This is a genomic window from Micromonospora sp. CA-259024 (assembly GCF_050936255.1).
Taxonomy (GTDB): Bacteria; Actinomycetota; Actinomycetes; order Mycobacteriales; family Micromonosporaceae; genus Micromonospora.
In genome coordinates this window covers 864,612-887,564 of sequence record NZ_JBNJND010000001.1, presented here as the reverse complement: position 1 = coordinate 887,564, position 22,953 = coordinate 864,612, and the positions used below count along the sequence as shown (strand labels likewise).

Sequence of the window (22,953 nt, the reverse complement as noted above, 5' to 3'; positions counted from 1 at the left end):
TGCTCCTCACTCAGTAACCACGACTGCTCTGCCGACCGGTACCGCGCGCCGGCGGGTACGGCGAAGCCGGGTTCTGCGGCGCGGTCGGCCGAGTCCGCTCCACACCGGGAGCGTCCGGAACGTCGTCCCGACCGATCACCGACGGCGCCACGTCCGGATCCGTACCCCAGACCTCCTCTTCCTCAGCCAGCCACGTCTTCCGCTCCCGGTCCTTTTCCTGCTGCTGGCCGCCCGCTCCCGCGCCGCCCATGGGCGGCATCATCGGGCCCATTCCACCCATCGCCGCCGAACCTGCCGTGCCCCCGGCCAACCCACCACCGGCGGCACCCGCCGCAGCGGTTGGCCCCAACCCGGGCAGGCCCGAACCACCGCTGGCGGCGGCGGCGAACCCATCGGTCGCCAACGGCGCCGGACCCAGCGGACCGATCTGCATCGAGCCCCCCGGCACTCCGGAGTTCGAGCCGGACTGCCAGTCGACGCCGGACCAACCATCGCCGATACCGTCGCTGCCCGACGCGCCACCGAAGTAGTCACCACCGGAACCGCCTCCGGGGTTGCCCGGCAGACCACCGACGTTCGACGAACCACCGCCCAGGCCCGGGAGGGAACCACCGCTGTCCGAACCCGACGAGCCGCCCAGCCCTGGCAGAGATCCACCAGACCCAGCGCCGCTGCCACCGGGCAGGCTCGGGAACGAACCACTCCCACCCGGCAGATCGTCCGGATCGATCGTGCTCGGGCCCTCCTCGAAATCGCCGTTGCCGCTGCCTATCCCGCCCGAACCAGGACCGGGCTCGTCCCGGCCCGGTGGACGTCCACCGCCCACCGAGGGCAGGCCGCCGAGACCCGGACCACCGACAAACCCACCTCCGGGGAGAGCGCCCGATCCACCAGGCGATCCGTCCAATCCACCGAGGCCGGCGCCGGGCAGACCGCCGCCGCTGAAACTGCCACCGGGGAGTGGGCCACCCGACCCGCCAGTACCGCCGCCATCGGCCCCGCCGAACTCGAACGAACCACCGGGGAGTGGGCCACCCGACCCGCCGGTGCCGCCACCACCGCCACCGCCCAGGTCGCTGATGTCGAACGAACCACCGCCGCCACCGGTGCCGCCGCCCGTGCCGTCACCACCACCGCCCAGGTCGTCGGTATCGAACGAACCACCGCCGCCACCGCCGCCGCCGATGTTGGGGATATTCGTGTTCCCCCCCGTGCCCGGGCCGTCGCCAATGTTGGGGATATTGGTGTTCCCCCCCGTGCCCGGGCCGCCGCCCACCGTGGGAGGCGGGGCGTTTCGTGGATCCAACAAGTTCGTGGCGGTATCATCGAAACTGTTACGCAGGCTGCCGTACTGGGTACGCATTTCCTGATCCAGCACATTCACCCTGGTCAAGAAATAGTCGTGCATGTCCTTGTTCAGCTCGGCCAGCGCCCCTGCGTTTCGGAAGTCATACGTCTTCGTCCCGTTTCCGAAATCCAGGTTGAGCGTCCCGCCGGACACGTTGGCGTCCATCTGGGCCTTGATCTGTTCCATCACCCGGCGGATCATCTCGCTCGGCTGATTGGTCACGTAGTTCGACCACTCAGACCAGGCCCGCCGCACCTCCCGCCAGAACTTGTCCGCCGCATCCCCATTATCGTGAAGCATCTGCGGCCAGTTCTTGCTCGACTCCAGGTCGTCCCGCAGGACCAGCATTTCCTTGCGCATAGTCTCCAACGACTCGCGATAGGCCTGTGCCGCCGCACCCGCGAAGCCCCCGCCACTGTCGAGACTGTTCATCTCCCGCTGCAACTCCGCTGTGGCGTCCTCCAACCACATCGCCAGGTTGTACATCGACTCCGCCACGACATGGAATGTCTTCGGATCGAGCGGCAGCGGGCTCGGAGGCTTTTCCAGAGTGTCCCGGGTATGGTTCCAGAACTCGTTCCAGAAACGCTCGTGCGGGGTCGAACCCTTCTCGCCGACGTACCAGTCGATCCGACCTTTGACCCTCAACCAGTGATCTTCTGGGCTCGGGCCCATGTACTGGGTGAACGAGAACTCGTTGTTTGAGGGATTGACATCGTCCGCGAACAAGTTTTCCCGATCGACCGGATGAGTTTCGATCAGACTGACCCAGGATGGGTTGTAGAACAGGCTGCGATCCGTGGTCGGTGCCTTCAGCACCTCCGTCATCCCGTCCTCCCACCTGAGACCATCTAGGCCCGTGGCCGGCGGCGGCGTCGGCTGTGTCATCGAGTTCTCCCGGTCAAGCAGGACGTTGAATGGTGGTCAGTTGGTCCAGGTCGCTGCTGGCGGGATGGTCAGGTTGTTGGCGGTCGAAGTGTTGTTCCGCTCGGTATCCGTCGCCCCATTCCTGGTGTCGGTCAGCGCGCGGGAGGTAGTGGCCAACCGGGTTTCGTAGCTCCCCAGCACCTTGTCCACCATGGTGCCGATCTCAGCGAGCCGTTTCTTGAGATACGCGCCACTGGCGAAGTTCTCACCGCCTGCCGAGACCGTCAGGTTGGCCCACGGGAGGCCGTGCGGGTGCCCCGTGTCGCCGGCGTTGATCCCCGCCCGGGCGGAGGCGTTCTGAGCGCGGAGCTCGTTAATCTTTGCCGTCGCGTCCGCGACTCTCGTGTCATTGTGGGTAATCCGGGGCGGCATGTCGGACTCCTTTCCGAGCGAATCGGTCTTGTCAACAACTTCGAACGGGTCGGGCTATGAACAACAGTCGAGCCGGACGGATGCTGGCCGGCTGTGGCTCGGGGCGGGCGGCGCGGAAAATGCTTCCCGCGCCACCCGCCCCCGTGTACCGGTCTCGCGTCGGCTCAGGCGGTGGGGTACTGCTGGGCTGCCCTGCGGTCGCCCTGCATGAACTCGTCGGCAATCGACCTCAGAATGGGGGCGGACTTCCCAACGCCGTCATTGACCAGTTCCAGCCCCTGGTTCCACTCCAACTGGGCGCGCTGGTAGGTCTCGATCGCCTGACCGTTGTTGAGGTCTGCGTACTGGTTGACCTTCCCCATCAGGTCACTGATGGCGCTACTGATCTGACCGGGAAGTCCAGCCAGTCGGTCCGCCACCCCATCCATACCGCTGGGTACGACGTCAAAATCGGTCATCGCATATTTCCTTTCCGGTCAGTTGGCCGGTACGGCCGAAATTGGGAAGCGCTGTCCTCGCCGGGGAGCCCTGGTCCGATCAGGTCCAGCTGGCGACGGGCGCGGCCGTCAGCCCGACGTTCCCAGCGCTGGCGCGGTTCAATTCCTCGGTCCCGTCGTTGATCTGGCCGGTCCCGTGCACACCGCCCTGGAGGATGCCGAGTGCGTTACGGACCTTCGTCAGCCCTTGCTGGATCTCGTCCAGCCCCTGCCGGTACACGGTGCCCGAGCTGCCCTTGTGGATCACCTCGAGCTCGGTGTAGGCCTCCTTCAGCACACCCTCGGCCGACGTCAGATCACCATCCATCTCGGTGAAGGCGGCAAGAAGACCAGCTGAGCTGCCACTGTCGGCTTTAATCAGACCACTAGGCACGATTCCGCTTCCTCTCTCCTACTTGCATTCCAGGACGACTCCCGGTGGAGTCGTCCAACCTCTTGGCTACCGACCGCTCGCGTCGTCGGATGGCGGGCAAGTCGGGCCTTCCCGCGCCGGCCGCCGTCGAGCGTCGATCACCTCCCCGCCAGGGCCGACTCGAGGAGCGGCCCGGTCGGCACCATCTCCAGCAGCCGGCGCGGCACCGGTCGCGCGCTGGCCGGCGGGTACCCGAGTTGCTCGGCCACCTTGGCCGAGGCCAGCGGATACTTCACTCCGGCGTCGGTGACCAGGTAGAACCCGGAGCCGGCGGCCTGGTCCAGCCGGCCGACCAACACCAGGCCGCCGACCTCCGGCTCCACCGCGATCCGGGCGGCCGTGCGCGAGGTGCGGGTCAACCCGACCCCGTCGCGTACCGTCGCCGAGGCGAGCACCGGCAGGTCGGCGGTCACCTCGACCCCGCCGTCGGCCATCGTGTGCCGGACGCACCAGGCCCCACCGGCCGGGGGCTGCACGAGCCGGGGCAGGGACTCCGGCACCCCGGTCGGCAGCACCGATCGCCGCGAGACCGGCAACTGGGCCAGCGCGGCCGGACTCAACTCCACAGGCGTCACCGCGCGGCCTCCGTACAGTTTCGTGGTCTCCGGGTCGGCCGCGACGATCGTGTACGCGACCGGGTTGAGCTCCGCCAACCCGTCGGCCAGCAACAGGTACCGCTGCTCCTGCCCCCCGGCGTTCCGGGCCACGAACAGTTCGCCGACCCGGGACCGCTGACCGTCGACCGTCGGCCCGCCAGAGCCCCTCCCGGACACCGGCACCGGCGACAGATCCGGTCCCGGCGGCACCGACTCCAGCCAGCCAGCCTCGACCGGCATGGCGCTCCGGTCGTAGCCGAGCACCCGGGCCAACCACGGCTCGGCCAGCCGCAACCGCCGGCCCCGCCAGATCAGGAAACTCTCGCCACCGGCGGTCGCCACGATCGCCTGGGTCGGGCCCAGCGGGCGGTCCCGGCGCCTGGCGCCGGCCTTCTCGACGGTGAGCGTGGTCGCGGTCGACAGCGTGCCGGCCTGGTCCCGCGCGGCCAACGCGCAGACGGTCCACACCTGGCTGGCCACCGTACCCACGGCCGGCAGCGCGTCCGGCGCACCGACAATGCCGACCGGCTGGCCGTGCGGCACGTCCTTCAGCGAACGGCGGGAGACCGAGACGACCTTCGGCGCGTTCTCGAAGAGCAGCCGGGCCGACGCGTAGTTGAGCACCGGACGCAGCGTTCCGCCCGCGTAGACGTAGCGGGTGCCGGTCTCCTTCTCCAGCACCAGCACCCCCGGGGCCTGCCACTTGCTCGCCCCGCCAGGGACGATGAAGCCGTAGATGGTGAACCCGGCGACGACCAGGGCCGCAACCAGCAGGCCGCAGATCGTCCCGACGGTCATCCGTCGGTGCGGGTTCTCCAGCCCGTCCGGCTCGGCTGAGACCAGGGCGCCGGTCAACCGGCCGAGTACGTACGACTGGGCCTGGACCTGATCGCGGCGGGACTGCACGGTTCAGCCCCCCAACGACCGGGCGGCGCCGTACACGTCCAGCACGGCGAGCAGGATCGGCAGCATGGCGACGGTGGTGATCAGTTGCGTCACGTCTCCGATCCGCCCCCAGTACGGCATGATCCGCCGGTGCGGCAGCTTGCGCCCGAGCGTGAACAGCAGCAGCCCGGCAACCGGCAGGACGACGGTGACCAGGCCCAGCCGCAGCAGCGGCGCCGCGTCGGCGAGCGCGCGCGTGGCCATCAGCACCAACCCGAGCAGAGCCGGTGCGGCCAGCGCCAGCCGATGCCAGGCGCTGGTCATCGGGCGCAGCGCCAGCGACCGGACCACGGCGACCAGTCCGACCAGCGACCAGGCGGCCCACCCGCCGCTCAGCACCAGCAGGACCAACGCGACCGCGGTGGCGATCCCGTTCCCGGCGTACAGGCCGGTCATGTACCGGTCCGCCTGTGCGGTCTGGGCCAGCAGTGCATCGCTCGGCTCCGGGTCGATGTCCTCCTGCAGGTGCTCCGGCTCGGTGGGCAACGGGGCCAGGCGGATCCGGGCAAGCCGGAAGGCGGTCATCGGGACCAGCACGGTCAGCACCGTCGCGGACACCGCGACCACCGCCGCCGCCTCACCGGTCGGCAGCGTCAGGAACGCGGACAGCCCCGCGCCGAGAGCGCCGTACAGAGCCACACTGAACCCGGCGGCGACGAGCGGGCCGGCCCAGCCGAGGAGCACTCCGGCGAGCAGCGCGGTCACCGCCACGGCCACCATGCCGGCAAACAACTGCGGCGCACCGGTCACCAGTGCCACGCCTGCCACGCCGTCGCCGGTGACGTCCGGTGCCGTCATGCCGGCCAGGCCGGCGTACCCGATCCCGCCCGACGCGGCGACCAGGCCGAACCCGCGGTCGGCGGCGGCCCGGCTGAAGCCGAACGCCCCGGCCAGGCAGATCAGCGCGACCGTCCCGGCGGCGACCGTGCGGGGCAGCGCCGGCCCGGACATCGTCAGGGTGACGAACCCGACGGCGAGCAGAGCCACCAGCACACCCAACGCGGACCAGCGACTCATCTCCGGTCGCCACAGCCCGGACCGGTTGCCCACGCCGGTGGCGATGCCGTCGGCGAGGTCGTCGAAGTGCACCGGCGGAATCTGGTCCGAGCGGGGACGCAGGTAGACGTGGTCTCCGTCGTGCAGGCCCAGGGCCGCGACGCTGCTCTCCTCGTCCAGCGGCGGCGCACCCAGCCGTTGCAGCACCCAGCCGCCGTGGGCCAACCCCGCATCGGCAAGGTTGTCCCCGAGATGGTGGAGCAACACCGGCAGGAGGTCGGCGACCGGCACATCGGCTGGCACGGCGACCTGCAACTGCCGCCCCGGCCCATGGACCACGAGGCGGCACATCTCCGCAGCGGCGACACTCATGACCCTGACGACGCAGCCATGTGCCGTGGAGTTCAAATAATTATGGTTTAACTTGCTCACGTTCCGGGCTGACGCACGACGGCGTTGACCCGATCGCGGTCGGCATCCGTTGTAGAGGTCGGGCCAACGGCGACCGCTCGGCCCCGACCCCGGACACGTGCTGTCCCGCAGAGCCGGAAGGTACCCCTTTTGAGCACGGTGTTGTTCCGACGCCCCGCCCGACGCAACGCCCCGGAGATGCCAGCCGGCGAGATCAATATTCAGGAGCCGCCGGAGCTACCCGACACGCAGAACAACGGCATGCGCCAGGCGATGGTGGTACTGCCGATGGCGCTGATGTCCGGCGTGATGATGCTCATGTTCATGAACTCGTCCCGGGGGCCGCTCACCTTCGTGATGCTGGGCTTGATGGTGGTGGCCATGGGCGCCATGGTGGTCGGCCAGGTCGCGTTCGGCGGGATGGACCGCAAGAAGCGCCTGGGTGGCGACCGCCGCGACTACCTTCGCTACCTGGCCCAGAACCGGAAACGGATTCGGAAGGACGTGGCCCGCCAACGGGACGCCAGCGGCTGGCAACATCCGAATCCGCACTCGCTCTGGTCGTTGGTGATGACCTCGCGGCGCTGGGAGCGCCGCCCCACCCACCCCGACTTCCTCGAACTGCGGGTCGGTACCGGCGATCAGCGGATGGCGGTGCGGATCACGCCGCTGCAGACCAAGCCGATCGAGGACCTGGAGCCGCTGTCGGCGAAGTCGCTGCGCCGGTTCATCCGGGCCTACACCACCATCGCCGACCAGCCCATCGCGCTGTTCCTGCGCGGCTTCGGCCAGGTACGGGTGACCGGGGACAAAGAGGACAGCCGCGCGGTGGTCCGTGCGCTGGTCAGCCAACTGATCACGTTCCACGCACCGGAAGAGGTCCGGCTGGCGCTCTGCGTGGACGGCGACGGGGTGGCCGCCTGGGAGTGGGCGAAGTGGCTGCCGCACCTGCAACACCACAGCGAGCAGGACGCCGCGGGTGCGGTCCGGTTGGTCGGCGACACCATCGAGGCGGTGGAGCGGCACTTCGGCGAGGCGTTCAGCGCGCGGCCCCGGTGGGAGTCCGGCGCGGCCCCGAGCCGCGACGAGCCGTTCGTGGTGGTGATCCGCGACGGTGGCCGGGTGGGCCATGGCAGCCGGATGTCCAGTACCGGCTACCGCAACACGGTACTGATCGACCTCGACGACTCGACCCCGTCGATCGGCAAGGGGACGCTCTGTCTCGAGGTTGACGGCGACGACCTGCTGATGGTGCGACGGGACCGGGTCGGCAGTGACGTACGTACCCGGCTGGCCCGGCCGGACCGGCTGGGCGTGGCCCGGGCGACGGCGTTGGCCCAGATCCTGTCACCGTACCGGCTGGGTATCGTCACCGAAACCGCGGCGGACACCCTGGCGTCCGACTTCGACCTGGGCACGATGCTGAACATCCCGGATGTGCGGCGGCTGGACCTGACGAAGCTGTGGGGGCCGCGATCGGTCGGGGAACGGCTCCGTGTGCCGATCGGCATCGACGCTGGCGGCAACCCGGTCGAGCTGGACATCAAGGAGTCGGCACTGGGCGGCATGGGCCCGCACGGGATGCTGATCGGCGCGACGGGCTCGGGCAAGAGCGAGCTGCTGCGTACCCTGGTGCTGGCGCTGGCCACCACTCACTCCTCCGAGACACTCAACTTCGTCCTGGTCGACTTCAAGGGCGGCGCCACCTTCCTCGGCCTGGACCAGCTCCCGCACACCTCGGCGGTGATCACCAACCTGGCCGACGAGGCCGCGCTGGTCGGCCGGATGCAGGACGCGCTGCACGGCGAACTGGTCCGGCGGCAGGAGTTGCTGCGCCAGGCGGGCGGTTTCAGCTCGGCACTCGACTACGAACGGGCCCGTGCGCAGGGCGCTCCACTGGACCCGCTGCCCACGCTGTTCGTCGTGGTGGACGAGTTCAGCGAACTGCTGGCCACGCACCGGGACTTCATGGACCTCTTCGTGATGATCGGTCGACTCGGCCGGTCGCTCGCGGTGCACCTCCTGCTGGCCAGCCAGCGGGTCGACGACGGCCGGATCGGGCAGCTCGAGTCGCACCTGTCGTACCGCATCGGCCTGCGTACCTTCTCCGCCATGGAGTCCCGGTCGGTGATCGGTGTACCGGACGCCTACGAGCTACCCCCGTCGCCCGGCAACGGCTACCTGCGGACCGACGTGTCGACGCTGATCCGGTTCAAGGCGGGGTACGTCTCCGGGGCGTACCGGGACACCACCAACCGTGTCCGGCAGGAAATCGTGCAGCAGCAGGTGGTGCCGTACCGGCTGGAGCCGGTGGCGCCTCCGGAACCGGCACCGCTGCCGGCCGGCGAGGCACCGGCCGCCGCGGCGGAGAGCGACGCGAACGGTGTGGTGGGGGCGGCCAACGGCGCCGCCGGAAGGGCGGACCACGGCGGGATGTCCGTGGAGAAGCCGCTGGAACGCACGGTGCTCGCCACCGTGGTGAATCAGTTGGTCGACCACGGGCCGCCGGCACACCAGGTCTGGCTGCCCCCACTGGGCGCGTCACCGACGCTGGATCAGCTCCTGCCGACGCTGGTGCCCGACCCGGAACTCGGGCTCACCGCACTCGACTGGCCCGGCAACGGTCGGCTGATCACACCGGTCGGCTTCATCGACAAGCCGTTCGAGCAGCTGCGCGACCTGTTGATCGTGGACCTGTCCGGCGTCGGCGGGCACGTCGGCATCGCCGGCGGACCGCGCAGCGGTAAGAGCACCCTGCTGCGTACGCTAATAACCAGCCTGGCGCTCACCCACAGCCCCCGCGAGGTGCAGTTCTACTGCCTCGACTTCGGCGGCGGCACGCTCAGCGCCATCGCCGACCTGCCACACGTGGGCAGCGTCGCCGGCCGGCTCGACACCGACCGGGTGGGCCGCACGGTCGCCGAGGTGACCAGCCTGATCATCCAGCGGGAGCGACGCTTCTCAAGCCTCGGCGTCGACAGCATGGCGACCTATCGGCAGATGCGGGCGGATGGCCGGATCACCGACGACCCGTTGGGTGACGTGTTCCTCGTCGTGGACGGCTGGTTCACCCTGCGACAGGAGTTCGAGTCGCTGGAGGCGGCGATCCGGCAGATCGCCGCGCAGGGACTCAACTTCGGGGTCCACCTGCTGCTGACGGCGTCCCGCTGGTCCGAGGTGCACCACGCGATGCGGGACCAGATCGGCAACAGACTGGAGCTGCGCCTCGGTGACCCGGTCGACTCGACCGTCGACCTCCGCATGGCGGCCACCGTGCCACAGCTTCCCGGGCGTGGCCTCACCGCGGACAAACTGCACTTCCTGGCCGCGCTGCCGCGAATCGACGGCACCGCCGACCAGGACAGCCTGACCGATGGGGTGCGGGCGTTGGTGTCCATGGTGGGCGAGTTCTGGGCGGGTGACGTCGCCCCGCCGGTGCGTACCCTGCCGGACGTGTTGCCGGTCGCGTCGCTGCCCGAGCCGCATGGTGACCTCCGGGTCACGCTGGGCCTGGACGAGGCAGGGATGCAGCCGGTCTGGCACGACTTCGCCGAGCTGCCGCACCTGACCTCGCTCGGCGACAGCCAGAGCGGGAAGACCAACCTGCTGCGTCACCTGGCCCGGTCGGTGACATCCCGCTACAGCCCTTCCGAGGCCCGGATCCTGATCGTCGACTACCGCCGGCAACTCTTCGACGCGGTACCCGAGGCCTACCGGCTGGGCTACTCCGTCTCCGTCGACTCCACCAAGGCGACGGTGGCCGACGCGGTGCTCGGGCTACGACCCCGGGTACCGGGCAGCGACATCACTCCTGAGCAGCTCCGCCGCCGGGACTGGTGGACGGGACCACGCCTGTTCGTGCTGGTCGACGACTACGACCTGCTCGCCGGGCACGACAGCCCGCTGATGCCGCTGGTGCCGTACCTTGCCCAGGGCGCGGACATCGGCTTCCACCTGGTGTTGACCCGGGGTGCGGCGAACGTGATGCGGATGTCGATGGACCCGCTGATCCGGCGGCTACAGGAGACGAACAGCCCGGATCTGGCGCTCTCCTGCCCGCCCAACGAGGGTCCGCTGCTCGGCAACACCAAGGCGCGCCATCTGCCGCCCGGGCGTGCGCTGCTGTGCACCCGGCGCGGCGCCCGCCTGATCCAGACCCCGTGGAGCCCGCCGGAGGAGGTGCCCGACGCGGGCCACTAGTGCCCTGTCACGGTGTTGGGGTCAGCCTGCGCGGGTGGCAGGTTGGCCCCAGCGTCGTTGGCGTTCGCTGCGGATGCGGGCGCGTTCGCGGCGTAAGAACGAGGCCGGTGTTCCGCCCGCGTCATGGACCCGTGCCGGAATGGCCGGGCCCACGACGCGGGCGTACGCGCAGGTGTCACACCCGCCGGGCACCCGGCTTGCCGTCGTCGGTGACGAGCGTGGTGAGGGTGTACATCGGTGCGTCGGGGTTCAACACGGTGTCGGAGACCCGGAAGTCGACCCGCCACTGTTCCGGCGTCACGTCGACCTGCATGTAGCCGCGCTGGTTGTTGGAGAACACCAGGTGCGGGTTGTCTGCGGTAGGGCCGTAGAGGGTCGAGATCGGCCCGTCCCCTCCGCTGCTGATCGAGGTCCCGAGGTATTCGGTGGCCAGCGTCTCCGAGGTCGGGTCACTGAAGTCGGCCTTGAGGTCGAACACCCAGTTGCGGTGCGCGTCGCCGGTGATGACGATCGGGTTCGACGGTCGATGGCTGGAGATGAACTGGAGCAGTTGGTCGCGGTCGGCGACGTATCCCTCACCCCAGCTGTCCACCGAGTCGAAGGTCACGCCCGAACCGGCTTTGTGGTCGAACGGTGCGAACTTGGTCTGGTTTCCGATGACATTCCACCGGCTGGTCGAAGCCGCCAGACCTTCCTGGAGCCATTGTTCCTGGGCATCGCCCAGGATCGTCCGATTCGGGTCGAGGGCGGCCGGGGAATAACCCTTGACGGCCTGGGCGGCGCTCCACTTGGCCTGACGGGACCGGTACTGCCTGGTGTCGAGCAGGTGGAACTGGGCAAGGTCACCGAAGCGGACACGCCGGTAGAGCTGCATGTCCGGGCCGTTCGGCAGGGACGACCGCCGCAGCGGCATGTTCTCGTAGTACGCCTGGTAGGCAGCCGCGCGGCGAGCGAGGAACACGTCGCCTTCGGCGCCGCCGCCCGCGTCGTCGGCGTAGTTGTTGGTCACCTCGTGGTCATCGGGAATGACTATGAAGGGCACCGAGCTGTGGGCAGCCTGCAGGTTCGGGTCGGTCTTGTACTGCGCGTGCCGGATCCGGTACTCGGCCAAGGTCATGATCTCGACGTCGGGCACATGGGGGCGGTTGATCGCGGGATTGCCGGCGGAGGGCCCTTGGTAGATGTAGTCGCCCAGGTGTACGACCAGGTCCAGGTCCTGGCTGGCGATGTCGCGGTAGCCGATGAAGTAACCGGCCGGGTAGTTCTGGCAGCTTGTCACGGCAAGCCGCAGCCGCGAGACGGACGCGTCGAAGGCGGGCGCGGTCTTCGTCCGGCCCACTGGGCTGATCGTCGGGCCGAAGCGGAACCGGTAGAAGTACTCCCGTGCCGGTTCCAGCCCGGAAAGCTCGACGTGTACCGAGTGACCGAACTCCGGTGTGGCCTCAACCGCGCCGCGGCGAACGATCCGGGCGAACCTCTCGTCCTCGGCTACCTCGTAGCGAACCCCGAACGTCTCCGGAGGCATACCGCCGCTGCCGTCCAGAGCGAGTGGGTCGGGGGCGAGCCGGGTCCAGAGAACCACACCATCGGGCAGGGGATCGCCGGACGCCACGCCCAGGCTGAACGGGTGGTCGAAAAAGGGTGGCCCGGCTGCTGCCCGCACAGGTTTGGTGACCGCACCGCCAACAACTGCGGCAGCTGTTCCGAGCCCTCCCAGCGCCAGCAGGCTTCGCCGGCTCAGACCGGACATCGTGGAGTGTGAGGCTTCGGGGTGGCTCATATTGATCGGTGATCCTCTTGTCGTGGTTCAGTGTTCCAGGCCATCCTCAGAAGTCGGCCGCGTGCGGCCAGGGCGGCGGGTTCAGCCTTGACTGGCGGCAGGGGTCTGGGCCTGGATCCCACCGGGCTTGGGCCGTGGTGGCGGCACGCCACCACGCCGGGCCCGCAATTCCGCGTTCGACTGTCGCAACTGGCGGCACAGAACCGATAGACGGGACATCGCCGGCAGGGAAACTGTGGCTGGCTAGATGATCTTTACGGCGCGGTGGGTCACGGACGCCAGCGGCGACGCCGGCCCCGCTTGACTATCTGCGCCGACACGTACGCCGCCGCCGCGGTCGCCACCATGCCGGCAGCGACCGCCGCGGCGACCGCCTTCGCCGGGTCCGCCGGCGGAGGCTCCGGCAGCGTGATCATCGCGGGCCCGCCAGCTGGAAAGCGCTCCTCACCCATCTCCAACGCGGCGACCGCCTCGTACAGGTCGAGGGTGCCGTATCCCACGCCGGGCTGTGGCTGCCCGCCGATCGGATGTTCCGCCGTCAACTCCAGCCGGTGCCGGACCTCGGCCTGGCTCAGCTCGGGGTGGTACGCGCGGACCAGTGCCGCCGCCCCGGCCACGTACGCCGCCGCCACCGCCGGTCCCCCCACCGAGTAGTGGCCGTTGCCGCGCGGCGCGACGCTCACCGCGCCGGAGGAGGGCGCGAGCAGGTCCACCCCGGCTTCCGCCGGCGAGGCCTCGGTCGGCGCCCCGTCCGACCCGACGCCACCGACCGCGAGCACGTTGTCGTCGCTGGCCGGGTACCACGGCGCGGCGCGCTGCCCGGAGCTTGAGGGCTTGGCGTCGGAAACCGACGCGACCAGCACGATGTCTCGCTTGAGCGCGGCCGTCACCGCTGCCCGGAGCGCCGCGTCGGGCTCGGCGGTGCCGACGCCGACCAGGATCACGTCCGCGCCCGCCTCGGTGGCCGCTCGGATGCCGTCCGCCAGCGCCCCCGGGCCCAGCTGGCCCTTGCCGTCCACGATCCGCACCGGTAACACCTGGGCGGCCGGCGCCACCCCGACGAACCCGCTGCCGGTCACCGGCCGGGCCGCCACGATCCCGGCGAGCGCGGTGCCCCGGCCGACGCAGTCCTGATCGGCCGGCCCCTGCCTCACCACGTCGGCACCGCGCCGCACCGCACCGGACAGGCCACTGGCCGCGGCGCTCACTCCGGTGTCCACGACGGCGACCAGCACCCCCTCGCCCCGGGTCAGCGACCACACCGCCTGCGGCGCGGTACGTCGCACCGGCCATGGCGGACCGACGGCCACCGCCGGCGACTCGCCGACACAGCCGTCCTTGACCTGGGGCAGCGGCGGCGGCTCAGCACTCAACGCGGGGGCGTAGCGGGCCGGCGCCAGCCGCTCCCCCGACACCGAGCCGGGCACAGTCGGCCCGGCCTGGGCCGGCTCGACCGGCGCCGCCGTGGCGAGCGCGGCCAGCGCCAACGCCGCACCCGCGCCCGCCAACCGACGCGCTCCGCCGAGGCGACGCCGGGGCGAGAGCGCGGAACGGCTCACCGACGTACCGGTGTGGTGGAACCGGTCGGCGAAGACCCAGCGTCCGGCGGATCGGCCGAGCCTGGCTGGCCGTCCGGATCCACGAGCCGCGCCCCCGGCACGGCGGCGTTCAGGCTGGGGGCCGACGCGGGGTCTCCGGTGACGGAGCTGGTCGGTACCGCGCCGATCGGTCCGGCAGCCGGCCCCGACGATCCGACGCCCGGGACGCCACCGGCGGCGGCACCGGCCGATTCCGCGCCACTGCCCGGCTTGGTCCTGTTCTTGGCCGTCGCCGATATGCCGGCCGCCGCCTCCGCCACCCGGGAGGGCGAGCGCCGGGCCAGAACCGCGACGGCGGCCAGCCCGGTCACCACCACGAGGCCAATGGTGAGTGCCCACATTGGGCTGGTGCCTCCACCGCCGGCGCGGATCACCTGTGTCTCCGCGGCAAGCTGCATGGTCACCGCCGCATTCGGGTTGATCATGCCCCAGCCGACCATCGCGTCCGGGCCGTCCTGTCCGGCACGCTCGGCGGTGGCCTTGATCCGGTTCACCACCTGGGCGGCGTTCAGGTTGGGATAGGCGGAGCGGACCAGCGTCACCGCACCGGCCACGAAGGCGGCCGCGTACTGCGAGCCGCTGCTGGCCCGGATCCCCGACCCACTGGCCCCGAGGCTCGCCACGTCGATGCCGGGCGCGATCACGTCGACAGTGTCCGGGCGATGGTTCGCCGCCGGCTGCCCGTCGGGGCCGACGCCGCCGACCAGGAGCAGACCTTCCAGCTTCGGCGTAGGCGCCCCGTTCGCGTCCCCCGCCGGTGCGGTCGGCGCCGGGGCGACCACCACCACGTCGTGTGCGAGCGCCGACTTCAGCGCGCCCAGCACCGCCGGATCGGTGAGGTCCACGTAGGCCCCGAGGGTCACCACACGGGCGCCCGCGGAGGCTGCCACCTCGATCGCCGTGGCCGCATCGGCCGGCTTGGTCCGCAGAGTCTCGTTCACCACCCGCAGCGGCAGGATCGTCGCGGCCGGGGCAAGCCCGCTCATCTGGCTGTCCCCGTCCGCCGCCGGTGCGCCCGCCGCGGCGGCCACGATGCCGGCCATCGCCGTACCCGAGCCGAGGCAGTCGGTGTTCCCACGCTCGGTGCCGGCGGGAATGTCGGCACCGATGGCGACCCGTCCGTTCAGCTCCGGCGTAGCGGCGTCGACCCCCGAGTCGATGACCGCGACCAGCACCCCTTCGCCCTGGGTACGCCCCCACGCCTGGTCAGTCGCCATACGGTCGTACGCCCAGTGGGAGTCCGACCGGGGCGGCCCCGACGAGGTGCACGATCCCGGCCCCGCTGGCTTTGTGCCCTTGCCCGGCTGGTTGCCGACGGCGGGCGGTGTCTGGCCACCGATCGCGGGGGATGTCTGGCCGGCCGCCGGAGGCTTCGGATTGACCGGGGCGTCCGCTGGCGGCCGACCGGTACCGGGTTTCGCCGGTACCGCCGGACCAGAGCTGGCCGGCGATGCCGGGGTGACCGGGTGCGCGGGTGCCCCGGTCGACGGCGGCGGCGGGACCTGCGACGGCTGCGCGGAGGTCGACGACGCAGCGGCGGCCTCGGTCGGAAGCAGCCCGTACCGGACCCCGTCGCCGACCGCGTCCCACGGGAGCACCAGGAACCAGCCGGCCCGCAGCAGCATGGAGTCGGTCAGCCTCCCGCCGTCGGGCTGCTGCCGGCCGGTGTTGAGGTGATAGATCTCCTTTGCCCGACCGGTCGCGCCCAACAGCCGGCCCGAGATCTCGGTCAGGCTCTCCGGCCGACCCTGATCGGTCTGGGTAACCGTGTAGTACTTGACGAACTCCTCGCCGAAGACCGACGTCGACGGTGCGGAGGGTGTGGCAGTCGCCAGAGCCGGCCCGGACGCGCCCGACGCCTGCCCCACGCCACTCATCAGGGTCAGTGCCGCCAACAGGGCCACCCCTGACAGGCTCGACCAGACCCGCACCTTCGCCGTCACCGGCAGTCTCCTTCGCCTCGCTACTGCTCGCGCGTGCCCCGGCCGGAACCGACCTGCCCGCCCACTCCGACGACGCTCCTCGGCCCCTGCCGGTTCAATTCAGGTCCGACAAACCCACGGTGAATTCGGGACCGACGACCCGCGCCGGGATCTACCCCGGGATCGGAGACCCGCCCGCGCGGCGCGGGCGCCGACGGGTCGCCGTCACCGCCCTGGGTCGTTGCTGGCCGCCGGGTCCGCCTCGGCAGCGGTCACCAGGACCGACCAGCGGGCCCGCAACACCTCGCCGACCAGCACCGGCACCACCCGGGACGCGGTCCGGGCGGCCAGGTTACGGGCTGCGGTCAGCTCGGCCCCATGCGGTGGACCGCTGATGACCACCTCAGGTCCGCTCGCCGGACCGAAACTCTCCAGCGTCGGAAAGGCATCGACCCGGCGGCAGCCGGGCGGCAGGTCCGGGCCGAGGGCGTTCCCGACGACCGTCACGGTCACTCCGACAGCCAGCAGTTGCCGGGCGATGCTCAACGCCTCTCGCCGGACCGCCGGGGACGAGCCGGTGACGGTGAAGAGGTCCGGTGTGGCGGCGAGGTCGAGATGGAAGCGCCAACGGTCCTGCCGGCCGAGCACGACCGGCATCAGCCCGGCCGGCGTCGGCCCATCGCCGAGCCAGCCGTACGGGACGTCGGCGCCGCCAGCGTCCCGCGCCAGCAGGCGGACATCGAGGTGGTCCGGCTCGGTGCCCAGTGCGGACAGCGCCACGACCACCCACCCGCGCCGCGGCAACGCCGGCGGTTCCGGCGCCGGCGGTTCCGACGCCGGCTCGACTGCTGCCGCTGTCCGAGCATCCGCCTCCGCAGCCTCCGCTGTCCCAGCACCCGCCTCCGCAGCCTCCGCTGCCCCAGCACCCGCCTCCGCAGCCCTCGCTGTCCCAGCACCCGCCTCCGCAGCCGAACGCGGACCCTGAGCCAGGTCCGGAGTGGGGACCGGGGCCGCAGCCGGGACCGCGTCCTCGATGTCGGCGGGTGCGCCGGCCAGCGCCGGTGCAGAGGCGGACGGGCGCGGTTCGCGCCGGGGTCGCAGCAGACGCAGCGCCACAGCGAGCAGCAGCGCCATCGCCCCGAGACCGGCGGCCCACATCAGGTACGGCGAGGTACCGCTCGTATCGTCGGGCTCGGCGGCAACGCCCCCCGACGACGACGGCGACGGGAACGGCGGTGGCCCGACCTGCACCCCCGGGCCACGCGCATCCCGCGGCAGTTCCAGAATCCACCCCGGCTGTAGCGCCAACGGGTCCGTCAGCTGACCGCCATCGGGCTGGATGCGCCCCCGGTTCAGCTCGAAAATCTCCCGGAAGCGGTTGCCGTCCCCGAGCGTCTGCACCGCGATGCGGTAGAGGTACTCGCGCTCACCCTCCCGGCCCGACCCGACCACGTAGTACCGCGCAGTCCCCGACCCGCCCGGGGTCGAACTCGGCATCACTCCGGGGCCGGGGGTCGTACTGGGGCTCGGCGCGGCGAGCGGCACCGCCCGCGCTGGCGTCCCCGCCAGCGCGAGTACGGCCACCATCAGCAGCGGCACCGCCCCGAGCAGCCACGCACGAGAGGCGACCCCGCCACTCCGCATCACGAGGCTGGATTCGCCGCGCCCCGGGGTTACTCTGCCCGAGCCATCCATAGCCGCACCATCCTTCGTTCTCCGCACGGCCCAGACCGTAGCCGGGCCGACATACCGCGTAGATGGCTGGCTGGACACTGGCGCGGAGGAAGTGTGCGGGACGGCTTCCGACCGGCGAACCGGCGAGCCCGATCGGTGCCACGAAGCACACCGGGCAAACAAAGCGGTCGTCGCGGTGAACCGGCGGCCAGCCAGCGCCGTCGTGCTACTTCGAAGACGTACCCGAGGGAGAGCAACCAGGATGCGAGCCACGTCCGGCACCGGTGGTCTGTCGAAGCTGCGCGCGCTGCTCGTCGACATGTCCGCCCGAGCCCAGCGCAGGTCAACCCTGCTGCGCCGGGTCGCGCAGTTGCTGCGTAGCGGGTTGGACCGGCTCGACAGCCCACTGCGGCGGGCGGTCGCGGCCGGCGTCATGCTGGTTCTGATCGCGGCGACCGGTGTGGTGGCGGCATCCGGATTCGGCACCGCAACTGCCGACGACGCGGTCCGCGCCGGCCTGCCGGTCCCGGCCAGCCAGGTGCAGACGATCGCCGCCGCCGCGCTCTCCTGCCCGGTCCTCTCCCCGGCCCGGCTCGCCGGACAGCTGATGACCGCGTCCGGGTTCAACCCGGCCGCCCGGACGGAGGGCGGCGGCGAGGGCGTCGCCGGCCTGACCGAGAGCGTGTGGAACGCCTGGAAGCCGGCCCCGGCCGCGAAGCGCAGCGACCCGGCGGCCAACATCGCCGCGCTCGCCCGTCACATGTGCGACCTGTCCGGCCAGGTACGGCAGGCCGGAGTGGGCGGTGACCAGTGGCGGCTGACATTGGCCGCATACCACTCCGGGTTGCCCGCCGTACGGGACGCCGGCCGGGTACCGGCACACGCCGACCGGTACGTCTCCACCGTGGTTGGCTACGCGGCCTGGTACGCCCGCCGGCCGGAGTTCGTCAGCACCGGCCCGAGCGCGTCACCCGGGCCCGTCGGCGGGATGGAACCGAACCCAGGTACCCCGGCCGCGCCGGTACCCGCCGACTACCTGGCGGCCATCCTGGCTGCCGGAAAGACCTGCCCGGCGGTGCCGCCGGCCCGGATCGCCGCACAGCTGATGGCGTCTTCGGCGTTCAACCCGAACCTGTTCGGCAGGAACGGCGCCCAGGGCATCGCCCAGTTCAACCCGATGGTCTGGGCCCGGTACGCACCGGACGCCGGCACCTCTTCACCGTGGGACCCGCAGCAGGCGATCGCCGCATTGGGCGTCGTGATGTGCACGCTGGTCGAGGAGCGAGGTCGGGACGGGCAGGGCGACCCGTACCCGGCGGCGCTCGCCGCCTTCCAGTGGGGACCGGAGGCGGTGCAGCGGGCCGGCGGCGTGCCGGACGCGTCGGCGATGCGGAACTTCATCGTCCTGGTGCAGGGCTATACCGGCAGGTATGAACACGACCCGCGTCTGGGTGGCACCCCGTTGGCCGCCGTTGGCCCCAGCGGTACGCCACGCTCGCCGTCGACCCCGTCCGGCAGCGCATCGCCCGGTGGCCCGGCCAGCCCGGGTACCGGCACCGGCCAGCCCGCGGCACCGCCGGCCGCCGGACAACCCGCACCCGGTGGACAGCCGGCCCCCGGTGGACAGCCGGCCCCGCCACCGGCGCCAACCCCGAGTCGGACCAACGCGGCACCGCCGGCGAGCCCGCAGCCGCAGCCGGTCGGCGCGGCCGGGCCGATCATCGGGTACGGCAGCAGCCGCTGCATCGACGTGACCGACGGCGCCTACCAGAGCAACCCGCAGTTGCAGATCTGGACCTGCAACGGCGGACCCAACCAGCAGTGGACGATCTACAACGACGGCACGGTCCGGGCGTTCGGCAGGTGCATGACCGTGGCGGGCGGATCGACCGCGAACAGCGCGAAGATCGTCCTGAGCACCTGCTCAGGCAGCTCCTCCCAGCTGTTCAACCTGAACAACGCGCACGACCTGGTCAACCGGCGGGCGGACAAGTGCGTCGACGCGGTGGACCAGCAGACCAGCAGCGGGACGCGGTTGCAACTGTGGGACTGCGGCGGTACCGCCAACCAGAAGTGGCACCGGTGAACCCGAACGCGGCGCCCCTGCAAACCCGGCCCCCTCGGCGGCAGCCTCTCGTCGACAGGAGTAGACCGTCATCATGACCGCGCACCCCGAGAAACAGGCCGACCCGGCGGCCCCCACCGCCCGCACCTCCGCCACCCCGTCAGAGCAGGAACCCGGCAACGGCGGGCCGGCCGTACCCGGTCCGGTCGTGCTGCCCTCGGCCGGCTCGGCGTGGCAGCTCCCCAGCCAGCCGGCGAGCCCGAGGGGCGACGGCGCGACGGTGACGGCACCGCCCGGTCCGCCCGGTGCGGACGAGCCGGTGGGCAGCCCGGGGCAGAAGGCCGCGGAGTGGGGCTGGCGTGGGCGGGCCAACCGGCTCACCGGCGGGACGCTGACTCTCACCGCCACCCGGGAGGAGCTGGTCCACCGGGCGGCGCGGCGACGGCTGCTGCGCTCGTTCACCCGAACCATGTCGGTCGTGGTGGCGAACCCGAAAGGCGGTGCCGCGAAGACCCCGACCGCGTTGATCGCCGCGGCGACGCTCGGCTTCCACCGTGGCGGATACACGCTGGCCTGGGACAACAACGAGACGCGCGGCACCCTCGGGATGCGCGCGGAGGCGTCCACCCACCAGCAGACGGTGGTCGACCTGCTGCACCAGATCGACGACTTCCTCGCCACCAGCGGCAGCGTGGGGCAGCTTTCCGCGTACCTGCGCCCGCAGAGCGCCCGGTTCGACGTGCTCGCGTCGGACGACGCGGCGGGCAGCATGGACATCATCGACGCCGAGGCGTTCCGCAAGCTCTGGACCGCGCTGTGCCGCTTCTACCGGCTCATCGTGATCGACACTGGGAACAACATCCGCGCGGCGAACTGGCAGTCGGCGACCGCGGTCGCCGACTGTCTGGTGGTACCGACCACGGTGCAGCGGGACGTGGCCGACAGTGGGCTCTGGATGCTCGACCACCTGATCCGCACCGGCCGCGCCGACCTGGCCGAGAACGCGGTCGCGGTCGTCTCCTGCGCCGACCCGAAGCCGGACACGGCGCTCCTCGACGACATCGTCGAACGCTACCGTCAGGTGGTTCGGGACGTGGTGGTCATCCCGTACGACCGCCTCATCCGGTCCGGCGGCCGGATCGAGTACGACCAACTGGCCGTACCGACCCGGCGGGCCTGGCTGATGGCGTGCAGCTCGATCATCGACTCACTCGGTATCCGCGACCAGGACTGAACGGCCAGGCGCTGGTCGCGGGCGTCCGTCGGACCGCGTCGACCGCCCGCCTCAACGTCGAGCGGACCCGCCGGTCCAGCACCGCGTCGTGACCGGGCTCCGGTTCGTCGTACGCCGGGTCCGGTGTGGTGTCGCGCAGCAGAACCAACACCGGCTCGTCATGGCCAAGATGATCGACCTCGACCACCCGCACCCGGCTGCCGGGCGCGAACCGCACCTGTTCCCCCGTGTCGGTCACCCGCTGGCCGGTGACCGACCAGATGACCAGCACCGGGCCGGCCGGTGCCCGCCCATCGGGCTCCGATCGCTCGGGCGGACGCGGCGCGGTGGTGCCGGTCAGCGCCTCGGGTAGGTGCAGTTCCTGTCCCGGCCCCCAGTGCGGCAGCGGTTCGAAACGCCAGTCGGCGAACACAGCGCCCGTGTACCGTCCCCCATCGACGCCGGGCCGGGCAGGCACATCATCCGGCCGCTCGGCCTCGGAGCTCGATGGAGGCTCAGTTGCCGGTTCGGGCGCCGGTATCAGCCCCGACGGCAGCTCGGGGCCCGGCGCATATGCGGGCGGGGGCACAGGTTCGGCACCGGGCAGCGGGTTCACCACGGGTGCCGGGATCGGCTCCAGCTTCGGCTCGGGCTCCGGCTCCGGCTCCGGCTCCGGCTCGGCGAGAGGTCGGCTGGGTAGCTCGACCAGGTGGCCGGGGCCGACCACGGCCAGCAGCGGCCCGTACCGGTCGACCAGTGGCCCCCAGAGCGCGACATCGGCCTCGGCCGGCGGACGCGTCACCGCCAGTCGCAGCACAGTGATGGTGTCCACCGGCAACCGGTCCACCACGGTGTCGAGTACCGCCAACGCCCGGTGCGGCCGCGCGACCGCCGCCGCGCCGAGCACCAGCAGCGGATGGCGGTCGTCGATCGGCAGCCGCCGGATCACATCCTGCTCGGAATCGTCGTCCGCCGACCGCAGCCACAGCCCGGCGCGGATCACCTCGACCGCCCAGTCCGCATCGACCCGCTGCACCCCGGCCGTGCCGGGTGGGCCCGGCAGCGGGTCGCGCCACTGCGTCACCTGCGGCGTAGCCCCAGCACGGTAGACCACCCGCTGCGCGAACGGGCGCCACCGTCGCCGGTCGTCAGAGTCGACTGGCAGGGACCCGCCGTCGACACCGCCACCGACCTCGCTCACCCCACCGACCACGTCGATGGTGCCTCCGGTACGGGCGGCCAGCCACTCCCCCACCGTGTCGGCGGTACCGCCCTCGGCCCCGTACGGCACCAGGACCATCCGGCGCCGCAGCGCCCGGGGCAGCGCCTCCAGCATGGCGTAGACGGGCTCGGGCGGTAGCGGCGCACCCGCCGGGCGGCCGATCACCACGGTCGGCCGCTCCGGATCCACGGGCAGGGACAGCAGCGCCGCGGTCAGCGGCGGTACGGGTGGTTCGGCATCGTGCAGCCACAGCCCGGCCGGTACGGCGGTCACCCGCACCTCGGGCGGCAGAACCCGCGGGTGCAGCGGAAGCAGCCGTTCCCAGTCCGGTGCCGGTTGCCGGGCCCCCTGCCGCTCCCCCGCCTCACCCGGCCGGAACCGCCACCACTGTCCCTCGGTGACGAACAGCATCCCGCTGGGCAGCAGCATCACCGGTCCGGCCGGGGCGAGCACCTCGATGCGCAATTCGTCGGCGATCACCTGGGCGATGCCTACCCGCCCGGCCTCGGAGAGCACGAGCCGAATCGACGCGCACCGTACCGGCAGGTGGTGACTGAGCAGCGCGGTCAGGGTCGGCAGGTCCAGTGGGGGGTCGGCTGCCACGATGACCGTGTGCCGATCCCTCTCACGGGGCAGGCGGGCGGGCGCGAGTTCGGGTGGCATCGCGTTGCCCCGGCCGATGAGGGTGACCCGGTCGTACCCGTGAACCCGCGGTTGATCGGTCCGGTTGCGCACCACGCCATCCTCACGTACGGCCGAGCTGCGCGGTGCGGTG

Annotated in this window: 14 protein-coding genes; 3 read left to right on the top strand and 11 right to left on the bottom strand. The window is 71.4% G+C overall.

The features are described from left to right. Positions 1-10 precede the first annotated feature (10 nt). The 6 genes from ACQEUX_RS03665 to eccD form a co-directional block, all read right to left on the bottom strand. Complete coding sequence (locus ACQEUX_RS03665) at positions 11-2,176, bottom strand: hypothetical protein (RefSeq protein ID WP_433041055.1); 2,166 nt, start codon at positions 2,174-2,176, stop codon at positions 11-13. 96 nt (positions 2,177-2,272) lie between these two features. Next, positions 2,273-2,647 (bottom strand): hypothetical protein, encoded by a 375-nt coding sequence (locus ACQEUX_RS03660; RefSeq protein ID WP_433041051.1) that lies wholly within the window; start codon positions 2,645-2,647, stop codon positions 2,273-2,275. A 164-nt stretch (positions 2,648-2,811) separates the two neighbouring features. Next, entirely contained in the window at positions 2,812-3,105 is a 294-nt protein-coding gene (locus tag ACQEUX_RS03655) for a WXG100 family type VII secretion target (protein ID WP_433041048.1), read from the bottom strand. Between the two features lie 79 nt (positions 3,106-3,184). Next, positions 3,185-3,517 carry a hypothetical protein gene (locus ACQEUX_RS03650; RefSeq protein WP_433041045.1) on the bottom strand — a complete coding sequence of 111 codons (333 nt, stop codon included), beginning with the start codon at positions 3,515-3,517 and terminating at the stop codon, positions 3,185-3,187. Between the two features lie 137 nt (positions 3,518-3,654). Beyond that, positions 3,655-5,058 carry a type VII secretion protein EccB gene (gene eccB / locus ACQEUX_RS03645; RefSeq protein WP_433041042.1) on the bottom strand — a complete coding sequence of 468 codons (1,404 nt, stop codon included), beginning with the start codon at positions 5,056-5,058 and terminating at the stop codon, positions 3,655-3,657. 3 nt (positions 5,059-5,061) lie between these two features. After that, on the bottom strand, positions 5,062-6,465 hold the full coding sequence (eccD, locus tag ACQEUX_RS03640) for a type VII secretion integral membrane protein EccD (RefSeq protein WP_433041039.1): 1,404 nt from the start codon (positions 6,463-6,465) through the stop codon (positions 5,062-5,064). Positions 6,466-6,702: 237 nt separating this feature from the next. On the opposite strand from eccD, the gene eccCa reads away from it, so the two are divergent. Next, positions 6,703-10,704, top strand: a complete 4,002-nt coding sequence (gene eccCa / locus ACQEUX_RS03635; protein ID WP_433049581.1) for a type VII secretion protein EccCa — start codon at positions 6,703-6,705, stop codon at positions 10,702-10,704. A gap of 175 nt (positions 10,705-10,879) precedes the next feature. On the opposite strand, the gene ACQEUX_RS03630 is transcribed toward eccCa, so the two are convergent. The 4 genes from ACQEUX_RS03630 to ACQEUX_RS03615 form a co-directional block, all read right to left on the bottom strand. After that, positions 10,880-12,454: an alkaline phosphatase D family protein gene (locus ACQEUX_RS03630; RefSeq protein WP_433041036.1), complete on the bottom strand. Its 1,575-nt coding sequence runs from the start codon at positions 12,452-12,454 to the stop codon at positions 10,880-10,882. Between the two features lie 299 nt (positions 12,455-12,753). Then, complete coding sequence (locus tag ACQEUX_RS03625) at positions 12,754-14,043, bottom strand: S8 family serine peptidase (protein WP_433041033.1); 1,290 nt, start codon at positions 14,041-14,043, stop codon at positions 12,754-12,756. Continuing rightward, complete coding sequence (locus tag ACQEUX_RS03620; RefSeq protein WP_433041030.1) at positions 14,040-16,025, bottom strand: S8 family serine peptidase; 1,986 nt, start codon at positions 16,023-16,025, stop codon at positions 14,040-14,042. Before ACQEUX_RS03620 ends, ACQEUX_RS03625 begins: the two co-directional genes overlap by 4 nt. Positions 16,026-16,229: 204 nt before the next feature. Then, positions 16,230-17,648, bottom strand: coding sequence for a LysM peptidoglycan-binding domain-containing protein (locus tag ACQEUX_RS03615; RefSeq protein ID WP_433041027.1), 1,419 nt, complete (start codon positions 17,646-17,648; stop codon positions 16,230-16,232). 292 nt (positions 17,649-17,940) lie between these two features. Here ACQEUX_RS03615 and ACQEUX_RS03610 point away from each other — a divergent pair, with 292 nt between their 5' ends. Further along, positions 17,941-19,764: a ricin-type beta-trefoil lectin domain protein gene (locus ACQEUX_RS03610; protein WP_433041024.1), complete on the top strand. Its 1,824-nt coding sequence runs from the start codon at positions 17,941-17,943 to the stop codon at positions 19,762-19,764. A 73-nt stretch (positions 19,765-19,837) separates the two neighbouring features. Continuing rightward, positions 19,838-20,977, top strand: coding sequence for a cobalamin biosynthesis protein CobQ (locus ACQEUX_RS03605; protein WP_433041021.1), 1,140 nt, complete (start codon positions 19,838-19,840; stop codon positions 20,975-20,977). On the opposite strand, the gene ACQEUX_RS03600 is transcribed toward ACQEUX_RS03605, so the two are convergent. Next, positions 20,943-22,913, bottom strand: coding sequence for a hypothetical protein (locus tag ACQEUX_RS03600; protein WP_433041018.1), 1,971 nt, complete (start codon positions 22,911-22,913; stop codon positions 20,943-20,945). The genes ACQEUX_RS03605 and ACQEUX_RS03600 overlap by 35 nt on opposite strands. Between the last annotated feature and the right edge of the window lie 40 nt (positions 22,914-22,953).

What these genes read in the sequence shown, in the direction of transcription:
- eccD (WP_433041039.1), bottom strand. Translation starts at nt 6,465, where the DNA reads ATGAGTGTCGCCGCTGCGGAGATGTGCCGCCTCGTGGTCCATGGGCCG.
- ACQEUX_RS03615 (WP_433041027.1), bottom strand. Translation starts at nt 17,648, where the DNA reads ATGCGGAGTGGCGGGGTCGCCTCTCGTGCGTGGCTGCTCGGGGCGGTG.
- ACQEUX_RS03660 (WP_433041051.1), bottom strand. Translation starts at nt 2,647, where the DNA reads ATGCCGCCCCGGATTACCCACAATGACACGAGAGTCGCGGACGCGACG.
- ACQEUX_RS03610 (WP_433041024.1), top strand. Translation starts at nt 17,941, where the DNA reads ATGCGAGCCACGTCCGGCACCGGTGGTCTGTCGAAGCTGCGCGCGCTG.
- ACQEUX_RS03665 (WP_433041055.1), bottom strand. Translation starts at nt 2,176, where the DNA reads ATGACGGAGGTGCTGAAGGCACCGACCACGGATCGCAGCCTGTTCTAC.
- ACQEUX_RS03630 (WP_433041036.1), bottom strand. Translation starts at nt 12,454, where the DNA reads ATGTCCGGTCTGAGCCGGCGAAGCCTGCTGGCGCTGGGAGGGCTCGGA.
- ACQEUX_RS03655 (WP_433041048.1), bottom strand. Translation starts at nt 3,105, where the DNA reads ATGACCGATTTTGACGTCGTACCCAGCGGTATGGATGGGGTGGCGGAC.
- eccCa (WP_433049581.1), top strand. Translation starts at nt 6,703, where the DNA reads ATGCCAGCCGGCGAGATCAATATTCAGGAGCCGCCGGAGCTACCCGAC.
- ACQEUX_RS03605 (WP_433041021.1), top strand. Translation starts at nt 19,838, where the DNA reads ATGACCGCGCACCCCGAGAAACAGGCCGACCCGGCGGCCCCCACCGCC.